This is a genomic window from Phaeobacter italicus (genome assembly GCF_019801785.1).
Lineage (GTDB): Bacteria > Pseudomonadota > Alphaproteobacteria > Rhodobacterales > Rhodobacteraceae > Phaeobacter > Phaeobacter italicus.
The window spans coordinates 656150-669857 of sequence record NZ_JAHVIJ010000001.1 but is presented as its reverse complement, the minus strand read 5'-3'; the positions used below and the strand labels follow the sequence as shown (position 1 = coordinate 669857).

General features: G+C 58.7%; 16 protein-coding genes. 6 read left to right on the top strand and 10 right to left on the bottom strand.

Features of this window, described 5'->3' with window-relative positions; all coding sequences use genetic code 11:
• Positions 1 to 108: 108 nt before the first annotated feature.
• The 9 genes from KUV39_RS03120 to iscR all read right to left on the bottom strand — a co-directional run bounded on the left by KUV39_RS03120 (position 109) and on the right by iscR (position 7985).
• Positions 109 to 1329, bottom strand: a complete 1221-nt coding sequence (locus KUV39_RS03120; protein ID WP_222458898.1) for a cysteine desulfurase — start codon at positions 1327 to 1329, stop codon at positions 109 to 111.
• Positions 1322 to 1903, bottom strand: coding sequence for a YIP1 family protein (locus KUV39_RS03115; RefSeq protein ID WP_050673469.1), 582 nt, complete (start codon positions 1901 to 1903; stop codon positions 1322 to 1324). Before KUV39_RS03115 ends, KUV39_RS03120 begins: the two co-directional genes overlap by 8 nt.
• Before the next feature lie 4 nt (positions 1904 to 1907).
• Positions 1908 to 2399, bottom strand: a complete 492-nt coding sequence (locus tag KUV39_RS03110) for a YIP1 family protein (protein WP_222458897.1) — start codon at positions 2397 to 2399, stop codon at positions 1908 to 1910.
• A complete protein-coding gene (locus KUV39_RS03105; protein ID WP_222458896.1) occupies positions 2399 to 3679 on the bottom strand; it encodes a SufB/SufD family protein in 1281 nt (426 codons plus the stop codon). The genes KUV39_RS03110 and KUV39_RS03105 overlap by 1 nt, the downstream gene beginning before the upstream one ends.
• The gene (gene sufC / locus KUV39_RS03100) at positions 3680 to 4438 is read right to left on the bottom strand and encodes a Fe-S cluster assembly ATPase SufC (protein ID WP_037302389.1); all 759 of its coding nucleotides are present in this window, start codon (positions 4436 to 4438) and stop codon (positions 3680 to 3682) included.
• Between the two features lie 66 nt (positions 4439 to 4504).
• Positions 4505 to 4819: a heavy metal-binding domain-containing protein gene (locus tag KUV39_RS03095; protein WP_008560327.1), complete on the bottom strand. Its 315-nt coding sequence runs from the start codon at positions 4817 to 4819 to the stop codon at positions 4505 to 4507.
• A 38-nt stretch (positions 4820 to 4857) separates the two neighbouring features.
• On the bottom strand, positions 4858 to 6381 hold the full coding sequence (gene sufB, locus KUV39_RS03090) for a Fe-S cluster assembly protein SufB (RefSeq protein WP_046210254.1): 1524 nt from the start codon (positions 6379 to 6381) through the stop codon (positions 4858 to 4860).
• A 15-nt stretch (positions 6382 to 6396) separates the two neighbouring features.
• On the bottom strand, positions 6397 to 7440 hold the full coding sequence (locus KUV39_RS03085; RefSeq protein ID WP_222458895.1) for a cysteine desulfurase family protein: 1044 nt from the start codon (positions 7438 to 7440) through the stop codon (positions 6397 to 6399).
• Between the two features lie 86 nt (positions 7441 to 7526).
• Positions 7527 to 7985, bottom strand: a complete 459-nt coding sequence (gene iscR, locus KUV39_RS03080) for a Fe-S cluster assembly transcriptional regulator IscR (RefSeq protein WP_037302391.1) — start codon at positions 7983 to 7985, stop codon at positions 7527 to 7529.
• A gap of 190 nt (positions 7986 to 8175) precedes the next feature.
• Here iscR and KUV39_RS03075 point away from each other — a divergent pair, with 190 nt between their 5' ends.
• The 6 genes from KUV39_RS03075 to KUV39_RS03050 all read left to right on the top strand — a co-directional run bounded on the left by KUV39_RS03075 (position 8176) and on the right by KUV39_RS03050 (position 13274).
• Positions 8176 to 8829 carry an alpha/beta hydrolase gene (locus KUV39_RS03075; protein ID WP_008559513.1) on the top strand — a complete coding sequence of 218 codons (654 nt, stop codon included), beginning with the start codon at positions 8176 to 8178 and terminating at the stop codon, positions 8827 to 8829.
• Positions 8829 to 9077: a hypothetical protein gene (locus tag KUV39_RS03070; RefSeq protein ID WP_008561023.1), complete on the top strand. Its 249-nt coding sequence runs from the start codon at positions 8829 to 8831 to the stop codon at positions 9075 to 9077. The genes KUV39_RS03075 and KUV39_RS03070 overlap by 1 nt, the downstream gene beginning before the upstream one ends.
• Positions 9070 to 10242 (top strand): HD domain-containing protein, encoded by a 1173-nt coding sequence (locus KUV39_RS03065; RefSeq protein WP_008560406.1) that lies wholly within the window; start codon positions 9070 to 9072, stop codon positions 10240 to 10242. The genes KUV39_RS03070 and KUV39_RS03065 overlap by 8 nt, the downstream gene beginning before the upstream one ends.
• Positions 10243 to 10288: 46 nt before the next feature.
• Positions 10289 to 10624, top strand: coding sequence for an SMR family transporter (locus tag KUV39_RS03060; protein WP_008562763.1), 336 nt, complete (start codon positions 10289 to 10291; stop codon positions 10622 to 10624).
• Positions 10625 to 10759: 135 nt separating this feature from the next.
• Positions 10760 to 12580: a translational GTPase TypA gene (typA, locus tag KUV39_RS03055; protein WP_222458894.1), complete on the top strand. Its 1821-nt coding sequence runs from the start codon at positions 10760 to 10762 to the stop codon at positions 12578 to 12580.
• A gap of 109 nt (positions 12581 to 12689) precedes the next feature.
• Entirely contained in the window at positions 12690 to 13274 is a 585-nt protein-coding gene (locus tag KUV39_RS03050; protein ID WP_008560834.1) for a VOC family protein, read from the top strand.
• A 75-nt stretch (positions 13275 to 13349) separates the two neighbouring features.
• Here the strand turns inward: KUV39_RS03050 and KUV39_RS03045 are convergent, their stop codons facing one another.
• On the bottom strand, positions 13350 to 13637 hold the full coding sequence (locus KUV39_RS03045) for a DUF1330 domain-containing protein (RefSeq protein WP_008561696.1): 288 nt from the start codon (positions 13635 to 13637) through the stop codon (positions 13350 to 13352).
• Between the last annotated feature and the right edge of the window lie 71 nt (positions 13638 to 13708).

Sequence of the window (13708 nt, the reverse complement as noted above, 5' to 3'; positions counted from 1 at the left end):
TCCCTCCACGCACGACGTCCCGCCGTAAGGCCGGCCCAACAAAAAAATCGCCACCCAAGGGATGGCGATCTTAAGATGCGATTTTCGCAGCGATTGATCCTTTTCAGGTCAGGCAAACAGCTCATGCGCCAGTTCAAGAGCATCAACCAGAACGTCCACCTCTGCCCGCGTGTTGTACATCCCAAAGGACGCCCGGCAGGTCGCGGCAACGCCAAGATGCTCCATCAACGGGCCGGCGCAATGTTGACCTGCCCGGACCGCGACACCTTTTTTGTCGAGAATGGTAGAGATGTCATGTGCATGCGCCGCCCCTTCCAGCGTAAAGCTGAAAATCGCCGCCTTTTCAAGGGCCTGGCCCTGAACGCTCACCCAGTTCAGACCGGACAGTCGTTCGCTGGCATAGGATTTCAGATCCGCCTCATGGGCTGCAATCTTATCCATCCCAACACCCATCATGTAATCCAGTGCAACCCCCAGACCGATCATCTGGACAATACCAGGTGTGCCGGCCTCAAACTTCATCGGGGCGTCATTGTAGATGACACGGTCGCGGCTGACTTCCTTGATCATGTCGCCGCCACCCATAAACGGCCGCATCTCGGCCATCCGCTCTGGCCGGATGTAGATGGCGCCTGATGACGACGGACCATAGAGCTTGTGCCCAGTGATGGCGTAGAAATCACAGCCGATATCCTGTACATCCACCGGCATGTGGACGGCGCCCTGTGATCCATCCACCAGCGTTGCCACGCCGCGGTCTCCTGCGGCATGACAGATGGATTTCACATCAACAATCGTGCCCAAGACGTTGGAACATTGGGTGATTGCGATGAGCTTTGTCTTGGGCGTGATGGCATCGATCACCGACTGTGGGTCCAGGCTGCCATCTGGCGCTGTCTCAACCCATTTGATCACCACCCCCTGCCGTTCGCGCAAGAAATGCCAGGGCACGATGTTGGCGTGATGCTCCATCACGCTCAGAATGATCTCGTCACCCGCTTCCAGATTGGGCATCGCCCAGCCATAGGCGATGGTGTTGATGCCCTCGGTGGTCCCGGAGTTCATGACAATGTGGTCTTCGTGGCCGGCATTCAGAAACCGCGCGATGGTGCCCCTGACGGTTTCGTATTTCTCTGTCGCGAGATTAGAAAGATAGTGCAAGCCACGGTGAACATTGGAATATTCCTCAGCATAGGCTCGCGTGATCGCGTCGATCACGACCTGGGGTTTCTGCGCAGACGCCCCGTTGTCGAGATAGGTCAGCGGTTTGCCATTCACCTCGCGCGACAGGATCGGGAAATCGGAACGGATTTTTTCGACGTCATACATGGTCGGGTAGCCCCAGAATTTCAGGGGCCTGCGCCCCAACAAGGAATGTCAGAAGGAACAGAACGATCAACGCCGACATGAACACGGTGCCGATGGCCCGCCAGATCGACGCAAATTGATGTGCTTCCTTGATGAACAACATAAAGATCGCCAGCATGGCGAAATTTGTCAGCAACGCAATCAGCGAGGCGGCAAGCGGCAGGATCCCATGCAACAGGATCACGGCGACCAGCAGTCCGATCTGCAACGCATTGAGCCAGACAGTCAGCGCCAGAAGATCGCTGAACCGCGCCTTTCCACCCAGCCAACGCCCGGTCCAGGTCATCAGCGCACAGGTCGCCGCATGCAGACCAAAGACCGCGCCGGCATATGCCACAGCCGGGATAGCAGAGGTGAGCCCTGCCTGCGCAGGCGACATCGCGTCTGCAACCCGCAGCACCAGCGTATTCACGACAGCCGTCAGCGCGAGCCCCAGCCACAAGGCCTCGCGCGGCCAGTTCACCGACAGGATTTGCCGGGCTGCCTCGGTCGGGGCCTGAAACGTCAGACCCACAAGGGTTTGAAACGGAACCATCCGATCACTCACCTGTCTTTGCCCAGTAGGACTGCGCCATGCCGCTGATCCAGAACCACATGAACGCTGCAAACCACAGGCCGCCCACGAGGGTAAGCTCGACCCCGCTTCCGATAAAGCCTGCAACCAGACCATTCAGCAGCATCAGCGGGCTGGCCGCGAGAAAGGCCCAGAACAGCGCAAAACGGGCGTGCGCGCTGTCACCTTTTCCACCCAGAACCCTTGCAATCCAATGGATTACAAGGGAAAGCGTATAGAAAAGCAAGGGCGCAATAAAGATAAGCCCGAGCAGCGAGCCGCCCAGAAGCATATTCAACTCCTGCCCGGTCAGATGCGCCTCACGCGCACGGACGGGCATCTGCGCGATAAAGGCAAGCGCACACCCCGCCATGAGGATCGCCAGCAGCCGATCCTCTCGCAACCCCATGGCAAGACGCCGCGCAATTACCTTGCGCGGCCCCTTGTAGGTTGCAACGATGTCCTGCGTTATGGACATCAGCGGCGGCGGGCCAGCCAGCCCTCGAGACGCGCAACAAGCGCTGCGGCGATCTCGTCGTCTTCGATCTCTTCCACAGCCTCGGCCAGAAATGCGAGTGTCAGAAGATCGGTTGCAACATCCGCCGGCACACCGCGCGAGCGGAGGTAGAACAGGCCTTCCTCATCGATCGCACCGGAGGTGGAGCCATGCGAGCAGGCAACGTCATCGGCATAGATTTCCAGCTCAGGCTTGGCGAGGAACTGACTGTCGTCATCCAACAGCAACGACTGGGAAATCTGATATCCATCAGTCTTTTGCGCGCCTTCCTTCACCAGGATCTTGCCCTGGAACACACCGGTTGCCCCGTTGCGCAGCACCTTCTTGAACACCTGGCGGCTTTCGCAGTTCACCGCGTCATGGGTGATGAACACGGTGTCATCGTGATGAAAATCACCGTCCCCGACACAGGCACCTGCGATGTGCGCAACAGCATCGTCGCCGGTCAGTTCGATCACGGCCTCATTGCGGGTCAGGACGCCATTCACAGTCAGCGTGAAGGCCTTGAACACGGATTCCGTACCGAGGCGTGCAAACAGATGCGTTGCAGCGCGGCGTTCGTGATCGCGTCCTTGCGCACGAACCAGATGCAGGGCGCCGCCGTCCGCAACATCAACTTCCATACATTTGTTAAAGCGCGATGCAGCTGGGCCGTTTTCCAGAATGGTCGCAGACGCACCGCTTTCGACACGCACAACATGGTGCAGGATCGCGTCGGAACTGTCTGAGCCGTGACGATACACCAGGTTCACCGGCTTCGAAGGGGTGCCAGTCACGCGGATCACAACGCCATCCTGGGCGAAGGCCGTGTTCAGAGCCGCCAGCGGACGGGCCACCGGGGTTTGACCGCGGGCTTCAAGAACACCGTACAAGTCCTTGGCCCAATGGATATCTTTGTCACAGATATCAGCGATCCGTTCGATGCTGATCCCCTCAAGGCTCAGATCATCAGAGGCCTCTGCGTCAAACACACCATCGACAAAAACCACTTTGAGGCGGTCAAACTCGTCAAACATCGGGGCTTCGCCCGCGTCAAAGACGGCCGCTGTCGGCGCGTCGGCCTGCACCAGCGTGTCGGGACGGGTGTATTTCCAATATTCATCGCGGCGGTTGGGCAGACCCATGGTCTGCACACGCGACAGGGCGGCCTTGCGTGCCTCTGCCAGACAGCCACCTTCCGGCAGCGTCATCGCTGCCAGACGGGCGTCGGTATCGTTTTGCTTGCGTTCGGGAAGCGCCATTTACACACCCTCTTCCGCCAGAATGTCCGCATAGCCGTTGTTTTCAACTTCCAGCGCCAGCTCGGGGCCACCGGTCTTGATGATACGGCCGTCTGCCATGATGTGAACGACATCAGGTTTGATGTGGTCCAGCAGACGCTGATAGTGGGTGATGACGAGGAAGCCACGGCCTTCGTCACGCAGCGCGTTCACGCCTTCGGAAACCAGTTTCATCGCGTCCACGTCAAGACCGGAGTCGGTCTCGTCCAGGATGCACATCTTCGGTTCCAGCATCGCCATCTGCAGGATTTCGTTGCGCTTTTTCTCACCACCGGAGAAGCCGACGTTGACCGGACGCTTCAGCATTTCCGCATCGATCTTAAGGGTCTTGGCCTTTGCGCGCACATCCTTCAGGAAATCGGACGCGCTCAGCTCTTCTTCACCACGGGCCTTGCGCTGCGCGTTCACTGCGGTGCGCAGGAAGGTCATGTTGCCAACGCCCGGGATTTCCACAGGGTATTGGAATGCAAGGAAAATACCGGCTGCGGCGCGCTCTTCCGGCTCCATTTCCAGAATGTCTTCACCCGCGAGCGTTGCTTCACCGTCGGTGACTTCATAGCCGTCACGACCGGACAGAACATAGGACAGCGTGGACTTGCCGGAGCCGTTTGGACCCATGATGGCATGCACCTTACCCGCTTCCACGGTGAGGTTGACGCCCTTGAGGATCTGCTTGTCCTCTTCTTCAAGTTTGACGTGCAGGTTTTTGATTTCGAGCATTTTTTCCTCGTTTATATCTCTTCGGGGCGAACCCCGGTTGTTCCTGTGCCCCGAAGGGCGAATTCCTTAGCCGAGCACCACGGCTGTTCCGCTGGCCGAGACCATCAGCATGGATTGGCCGACCACCTCATAGTCCAGATCGACACCGACAACCGCATTGGCACCTTTGGCGCGGGCGCGGTCCTCGAGCTCTGCCAGCGCGGTTTCGCGCGCGTCCTGCAGCTTGCTTTCATAAGCGCCGGAGCGGCCGCCCACGATGTCGGTGATCGAGGCAAAGACATCGCGCACAACATTGGCGCCCATGATTGCTTCACCCACCACGATGCCCTTGTATTCGGCGATCTGGTAGCCTTCGACGTTTGGTGTGGTTGTGACAATCATGCCCTTGCCTCCATGCGTTGATGCCCAGGGGCCCGTCATTATCCGACAGACCCTTCCAGCGAGATCGCGACCAGCTGCTGCGCTTCCATGGCGAACTCCATCGGCAGGGCCTGCAGCACGTCCTTACAGAAGCCGTTGACCACCAGGGCCACCGCCTCTTCCTCGTCCATGCCGCGCTGGCGGCAGTAGAACAGCTGGTCATCATCCACCTTGGAGGTGGTCGCCTCATGCTCCACACGGGAGGAGTTGTTCTTGACCTCGATATAGGGAACCGTGTGCGCCCCGCATTTGTCGCCGATCAGCAAGCTGTCACACTGGGTGTAGTTGCGGCTGTCTTTGGCTTTGGGGTGCATCGACACCAGACCACGATAGGTGTTCTGCGCCTTGCCGGCAGAAATGCCCTTGGACACGATGCGCGACTTGGTGTTTTTGCCCAGGTGCACCATCTTGGTGCCGGTGTCGGCCTGCTGCATGTTGTTGGCAATCGCGATCGAATAGAACTCGCCTTGGCTTTCCTCGCCGCGCAGGATGCAGGAAGGGTATTTCCAGGTCACGGCAGAGCCGGTTTCCACCTGAGTCCACATCACCTTGGAGCGGTCGCCGCGGCAGTCAGCGCGCTTGGTCACAAAGTTATAGATACCGCCCTTGCCGTTCTCATCACCGGGATACCAGTTCTGAACGGTGGAATATTTCACTTCGGCGTCTTCTTCGATGATGATTTCCACCACCGCGGCGTGCAGCTGCGCGGTGTCGCGCTGGGGTGCGGTGCAGCCTTCGAGGTAGGACACATAAGAGCCCTTGTCCGCGATGATCAGCGTGCGTTCGAACTGACCTGTGTTTTCGGCGTTGATGCGGAAATAGGTCGACAGCTCCATCGGGCAGCGCACGCCCGGCGGCACGTAGACGAACGAACCATCGGAGAACACGGCAGAGTTTAGCGTCGCATAGAAGTTGTCGGTAACCGGAACAACAGAGCCGAGGTATTTCTTGACCAGTTCGGGATGCTCGCGGATGGCTTCGGAGATGGAGCAGAAAATAACGCCTGCCTTCTTCAGCTCCGCCTGAAAGGTGGTGCCGACCGAAACGGAATCAAACACCGCATCCACAGCAACCTTGCGGCCTTCGGCGGGCATGTCTTCTGCGCCTTCGACACCAGCAAGGATCATCTGCTCTTTCAGGGGGATACCCAGCTTTTCGTAGGTGGCCAGCAGCTTGGGGTCGACCTCATCCAGCGACTTGGGCTTCACTTCCATCGACTTGGGACGGGCATAGTAATACTGGTCCTGAAAGTCGATTTCCGGGTAATTCACCATCGCCCAGTTCGGCTCTTCCATCTTCTCCCAACGCTCAAAGGCCTGCAGACGCCATTCGGTCATCCACTCGGGCTCTTCGTTCTTGTCGGAAATCAGGCGCACGATATCGGGGTTCACGCCCTTGGGGGCATATTCCATCTCGATGTCGGTTTCCCAACCGTATTTATAGGCGCCACCAACTTCGCGCACGGCATCGACAGTTTCCTGATCAACGCCTTCTTTTACCTGAACATCATCCAAAGCGGCCATGGTCATCTCCTGCAGTCACGCCACGCGGGCGCGGTGTTTCTTCTGTTTGGCGCACCACGCTTCAGCAAAGCGCAGCACATCTGTTTCTGTTGTCTCGGGGCCCAGGGACACGCGCACGGCGCTCTGGGCGGTTGTCTCGTCATACCCCATCGAGGTCAGAACGGCGCTTGCGCGCACCTTTCCGCTGGAACAGGCGCTGCCCGCGCTGATCGCGAAACCGGCCAGATCCATTTGCATGACCTGTGTCTCGCCTTTCCATCCCGGGGTCGCAAAGCAGCTGGTGTTGGGTAGCCGTTTTGCAGATTTCCCTACGAAAATAGTCTCGGGGCTACCCTCTGCAAGGGCCGCCTCCATAATGTCGCGCAGCGCGGCAACCTGCTCCCAGACGCCGTCCGCCAGCAGTTTCGCCGCCGCCTCCGCAGCGGCGCCAAAACCTGCGATACCGACAACATTTTCCGTACCAGAGCGGCGGCCCATTTCCTGTCCGCCCCCCTTAATCTGTGCTGCCAGATCCGTGCCGCGTTTCAAAACGACAGCGCCGACACCCTTGGGCCCACCCAGTTTATGCGCCGAAATCAGCGCCATGGTTGCCCCCATCCAGTTGAACGCGACCGGCAGTTTGCCAAAGGCCTGTGTCGCATCCGTGACAGCCAACCCCTGCGGCAGAGTCTGGATCACGCCGGTTTCGGAATTTGCCAGTTGAAGCGCAGAGATTGCCGGATCCAGAACGCTGACTGCGCCGGTATCGGAAACCTGCAAATCCTCGACAGACCAGGCCCTTACAGCGTCATGTTCAACTGCAGCGGCGTGCAGATTTCGCCCCGCCATCGCCAGCTGCGCCCCTTCGGTTGACCCGGAGGTAAACACGATATCGGCGCCATCTGCACCAAAGGCCGCGGCAATCTGGGTGCGGGCCCGTTCGATCACGGCCTTGGCTGCGCGACCTTCGGCGTGCACCGAAGATGGATTTCCGCAAACCTCCATCGCGTCGACCATCGCAGCCTTTGCAGCAGCGCAAATTGGCGTTGTGGCGTTATGATCTAGATAGAGGCGCGACATTGCGTGTCTGTCTGTCCTGTGGTTGACCCGCCCTTGGCGGGCGGGAAACAAAAATTACACCTGATTTGGCAGGGGTTGTGCGGGGATCAATCGTCCACCACGGCGAAAAGGTTCGGCACCGCGGGGCATGGCGCAAGGTCGTTCTTGATCACATCAGAGAGCCGGGTCTGATGAAGGAACACATAGACATGTGCACTCAACCCCTCCCAAAGCCGATTGGTCAGCGACTGCGCCCGACTCCCCGACAGACCACCAGAGGCCCCCGCCCCCTTGTGCATGGCATCCACCGTCTCATCCACGGCGCCAAGCACATCGACAACCCGGATTTCAGATGCCGGGCGGGCAAGCCGATAGCCGCCACCCGGACCCCGGACAGAGTCAACAAGACCGGCACGCCGCAGTTTCACGAACAGCTGCTCAAGATACGGCAAAGAGATATCTTGGCGCTTGGAAATGTCCCCCAAAACCACCAAATGCCCCTCTGGCTGAAGCGCGATGTCAGCCAGCGCCACCATCGCATACCGTCCTTTCGTCGAAAGTTTCATGTTTTCAAATCTCCAGAACGGGACAAAGCAGCGAAAAGATTGACCTTGAACGCTGCAATGCGTATCTCAGCGGGACGGCAGCGTGACTTGGCCTCTGCCATCAATTAGAACCGTTCTAAGGTGCCCGACGGAATTCGTCAAGTTTTCCCGAACAGCATCCGCAGAAAATAAGAGTAGGATTCACTCACCCATGCCTGAGGTCATTTTTCCCGGACCCGAAGGCCGCCTGGAAGGCCGCTATCACCCGCAAAAAGAAAGAGACGCGCCGATCGCCATTGTGCTGCATCCGCACCCGCAGTTTGGCGGGACGATGAACAACAAGGTCGTCTACAACCTGCATTACGCCTTTTACAACATGGGCTTCACGGTTCTGCGGTTCAACTTCCGCGGCGTTGGCCGCTCGCAAGGCGAATATGATCAGGGTGTGGGCGAGCTGTCCGATGCTGCATCGGCCCTTGATTACCTGCAGTCCATGAACTCCAACTCCAAACACTGCTGGGTTGCCGGCTTTTCCTTTGGGGCCTGGATTGGCATGCAGCTGTTGATGCGTCGTCCTGAAATCACCGGGTTCATCTCTGTTGCGCCGCCGGCCAACATGTATGATTTCTCCTTCCTCGCGCCCTGCCCGTCTTCTGGCCTGATCATCAACGGTACAGCGGACCGTGTGGCGCCTCCTGCAGACACCACCAATCTGGTGAACAAACTGCACGAGCAGAAGGGGATCACCATCACCCACACCGAAATCGAGGGCGCCGATCACTTCTTCCAGGATCCCCACATGGATCCGATGATCAACAATGTCTCCGATTACGTCAAACGCCGTCTGACGGAGAACTCCCGCTGATGAGCACGATCGAGACGCTGGCACAGAAACTGGCGGCGGACACCCTCAAGGTGCAGGACGCCACCGGCGAAGAGCGCCTGTATATGGAGGTGAGCCAGGTTCTTGGGGCCGCGTCTCAATCGTTGGAAGAGGCATTCCTGACAGAAATGCGCGTGCGCCTTGCCGAGCGTAAGGCGCGCGCGTTTCTCAATGACAAGATCAACGCCGCAAAGGCAAAAATAGCATCCAAGGCACCAGAGCATGACTGACCCACAAGCGCGACTTGACCGCCAATTCCAATTTCTCCTGGAGGCGGACAAGCTGCGAAGGGTAAAACGGCAAAACCTTATTCTGGATGGCTCTCGCGAGGAAAACGCCGCCGAACATAGCTGGCACCTCGCGCTCTATGCGCTCGCCTTTGCGCCATTTGCTCCTGCAGATGTGTCGATTTCCCGCGTGGTGCAGATGCTGCTGCTCCATGACCTGGTTGAGATTGACGCAGGCGACCATCCAATTGGCGATGACATCGACTGGACCGCAGTTGCAGATGCAGAAGCCGCAGCGGCCACGCGCCTGTTTGCCCTTTTGCCAGCGGATCAATCCGTTTTCATGCATGGCCTGTGGCGCGAATTTGACGCCGCTGAGACAGCTGATGCACGCTGGGCCAAGCGGATCGATCACTGCCAGCCAATTTTCCAGACCTTGTGCAATGCGGACGTGCCTGACTTTCACGTCGAAATTGTTCGCAACAACCTGTTTGGGGGCCGTGCGGCGGCACTGAAGGACCATTTTCCCGAGGTATACCATCACGCGGTTGCGCTTCTTGAAGGGGCCAAACCCGATGATCGGATCACACAGCCGCTGGCCTTCCTCAACGCGGCCGACGCCCTCAAAGGCGTTAACAGGGCCACAAAGATCGGCGATGGCAGCCGTCGTGAAAACTCGGCTGAACACAGCTGGCACATCATGCTTTATGCTTGGGTTCTTGCCGAACACAGCCACGCGCCCATCGATATGGCCAAGGTTCTGCAGATGCTGTTGCTGCATGACATTGTTGAGATCGACGCCGGTGATGTCCCGATCCACTCTGGCTTGACCGCAGAACAATTGGCAGAAATCGAAGCCCGCGAAGAGGCCGCAGCCAAGCGCCTGTTTGGGCTTTTGCCCGATGCACAGGCGGCCGCCTTCCGGCACATCTGGCAGGAATTTGAGGCCGCCGAGACAAACGAGGCGATCTATGCCAAGGCCGTCGACCGGGTGCAGCCGGTTCTGTTGAACCTGCTGACGGGTGGTGGCAGCTGGATCGACTATGACGTGACGCTTGAGCAGCTTGACACCCGCGTCGGCCAAAAGGTGACACGCGGCGCGCCAGCTGTCTGGACCTATGTTCACAACCGCGTCGCCCCGTGGTTTGCCGAAAACGCCCGCGACTGACCTGATCCTTCAGGCCTGCTCGAGCCTAACTCACCCGGAGAGTCTGATGCCGCTCCATTATGTGTATCTTGTCTTTGCCGTGATCGCAGAGACGATCGGAACAACGGCCCTGCAGGCAAGCCAGCAGTTCACCCGCCTCGGCCCCTCTATTCTGGTGGTGATCGGCTACGGGCTGGCATTTTACCTGATGGCGCTGACGCTCCGGCATATGCCGGTGGGTATCGTCTATGCGATCTGGTCGGGCCTTGGGATTTTCTTTATCGCGGTCATCGGTTGGCTGGTATTTGGTCAGAAACTGGACCTGCCTGCTGTCCTTGGTCTTGGGTTGATCATGGCAGGCATTCTGATCATCCATCTTTTCTCGAAAACCTCTGGTCACTGAGGCAAGACAAAGCCGGGATTTTGCGCGTCGGCGCAACGCTGCCGCCTCTTGGGCGCCAAAAAGATGCATTTGCTCTGGCCTTTGTCCCGGTATCGCGCTATGCGCGCGGCAACTTCCTTACAAAGGCTGACACCTATGGACCTGCGCAATATTGCGATCATCGCGCACGTTGACCACGGCAAAACCACGCTGGTTGACGAGCTTCTGAAACAATCCGGTGCCTTCCGCGAAAACCAGGCTGTGGCGGAACGCGCCATGGACAGCAACGATCTGGAACGCGAGCGCGGCATCACCATTCTGGCCAAGGCAACCTCGGTTGAATGGAACGGCACCCGCATCAATATCGTCGACACCCCCGGCCACGCCGACTTTGGTGGCGAAGTTGAACGCATCCTGTCCATGGTGGACGGTGTGGTTCTGCTGGTGGACGCCGCTGAAGGCCCGATGCCGCAGACCAAGTTCGTGACCTCCAAGGCGCTGGCCCTGGGCCTGCGCCCGATCGTGGTGGTGAACAAAGTCGACAAACCCGATGGTGAGCCTGATCGCGCGCTGGACCAGTGTTTTGACCTTTTTGCAAACCTGGGCGCCGATGACGAACAGCTGGACTTCCCGTCCATGTATGCCTCTGGCCGTGCCGGCTGGGCCGACATGGAGCTTGACGGGCCGCGCAAGGATCTCTCTGCCCTGTTCAACCTGATCGTTGAACATGTTCCCGCCCCCAAACAGCTGGACCGCAAGGACGAGCCGTTCCAGATGCTGGCAACCACGCTTGGCTCTGATCCGTTCATGGGCCGCATCCTGACCGGTCGTGTCGAAGCGGGTACATTGAAAGCTGGCGATAGCCTCAAGGCGCTGAGCCGCGAAGGCGAGCTGATCGAAAACTTCCGCTGCACCAAGGTTCTGGCGTTCCGCGGTCTGTCGCAGCAGCCGATCGACGTGGCAGAGGCCGGCGATATCGTGTCGATTGCGGGCATGAGCAAGGCTACCGTTGCGGACTCTCTGCTCGACACCTCCGTGAACGAGCCCCTGCCCGCCCAGCCGATCGATCCGCCGACCATCACCGTGACCTTCGGCATCAACGACAGCCCGCTGGCTGGTCGTGACGGCAAAAAAGTCCAGTCCCGTGTGATCCGCGACCGCCTGCTGAAGGAAGCGGAATCGAATGTCGCCATTCAGGTCACCGACACCCCCGGCGGTGAAGCCTTTGAAGTCGCCGGTCGCGGTGAACTTCAGATGGGTGTTCTGATCGAAAACATGCGTCGTGAAGGCTTTGAGCTGTCCATCTCGCGTCCGCAGGTTCTCTTCAAGGAAGAAGACGGCGTTCGCATGGAACCGGTCGAAGAAGCCACTATCGACGTGGATGACGAATACTCTGGCGTCGTGATCGAGAAACTCACCGGTCACCGCAAAGGTGAACTGGTCGAGATGAAGCCCGCCGGCGCAGGCAAGACCCGCATCATCGCGCATGTCCCGTCGCGTGGCCTGATCGGCTATCACGGTGAGTTCCTGACAGACACCCGCGGCACCGGCGTTTTGAACCGCGTGTTCCACGGCTGGACCCCTCACAAGGGCACCATCCCCGGCCGTCGCGCAGGCGTTCTGATCTCCATGGAAAACGGCACCTCGGTGGCCTATGCTCTGTGGAACCTCGAAGAACGTGGCAAGATGATGATCGGCGCGCAGGAAGATGTGTATCAGGGGATGATCATCGGCGAACACAGCCGTGACAACGACCTGGAAGTGAACCCGCTGAAAGGCAAGAAGCTCACCAACGTGCGGGCCTCTGGTTCCGACGACGCGGTGCGCCTGACCACGCCGATGACGCTCAGCCTTGAAGAAGCCATCGCCTATATCGATGACGACGAACTGGTAGAGGTCACCCCCAACACTGTGCGTCTGCGCAAGCGTTACCTCGACCCGCACGAGCGCAAGCGCATGGCCAAAGCCAACGCGTAACGTCACGCAGATTTGACATTGAGAAAGGCCGCCTGTCAGGGCGGCCTTTTTGCTATCCAGCAGCGGCGTGCTACCGTTGTCACACAACCCGTTTGGCAAAGGGCACAGAATGCGGAAAATTCAGGTTCAGGGTGTTCACCATATCACCCTCACCGGCGCAGACCGGCAAACGTCCATTGATTTCTGGGAAGGCGTGCTGGGCATGCCCTTCATATTTGATCAACCCAATCTGGATGATCCGGACGAGGGACATTTGTATTTTGATCCGGGTGATGGGCGGCTGATCACGGTCTTTACCAATGAAAACCGCACCCCTGACCGCAAGCGGACCCCGACGGATCCCGGCTGTGTGCATCATTTGGCCTTTAACGTGTCAAAAGCCACCTTCAGCCAGGCGGTCGAGCGATTGGAGGAACGGGGTATTGGCCATTCCGGCCCGCGTGATCGCGGGTTCATGGATTCCATCTACTTCAAGGATCCGATGGGATTGCTGATTGAACTGGCCTGCTACCGGTTTGAACCCCCTGTCGGCTGTACCCATGCAGATGTCATGATCGCTGCACACCGGATCCGGGTTGCCAGCGGCGATTACAACATTCAGGAAAAACACCTGGCCGAAGCGATCGAAGATCTCGTCCAGCGCAGCCAATCCAGCCTTTCAGAAGACCGATCCGCCAAGAACCCCTACGCCTGAGGCGCCTCTATCCTTCAAAAGTAAAAGAGCGACCGCAAAAGGCCGCTCTTCAAAAGGTCTAAAATAGTGCGCGGCTTAGGCAGTGGTTTCAACGACCATCAATTCGCGCTCGGACGCACCTTTGGCATGGCTCAGCGCCTCTTGGTATTCCGGGCTGTTGTAGCAATCGACAGCCGCCTCGACGCTTGCGAACTTTGCCACAACATTGCGCGGCCGTTCCTTTCCCTCGAGCTGCACGAATTTACCACCCCGCGCGATGAACTCTCCGCCGTGTTTGGCAATCGCCGGACCCGCCAGCTCGGCGTATTTGCCGTATGCATCGGCGTCGGTCACGGTCACATGGGCAATCCAGAGTGCGGGCATTGGGGGCTTCCTTTGTCAAACGATCTTTCCGGCAGGTTACGATGTTTGCCGGAAAGACCAAGTGTTTTTTG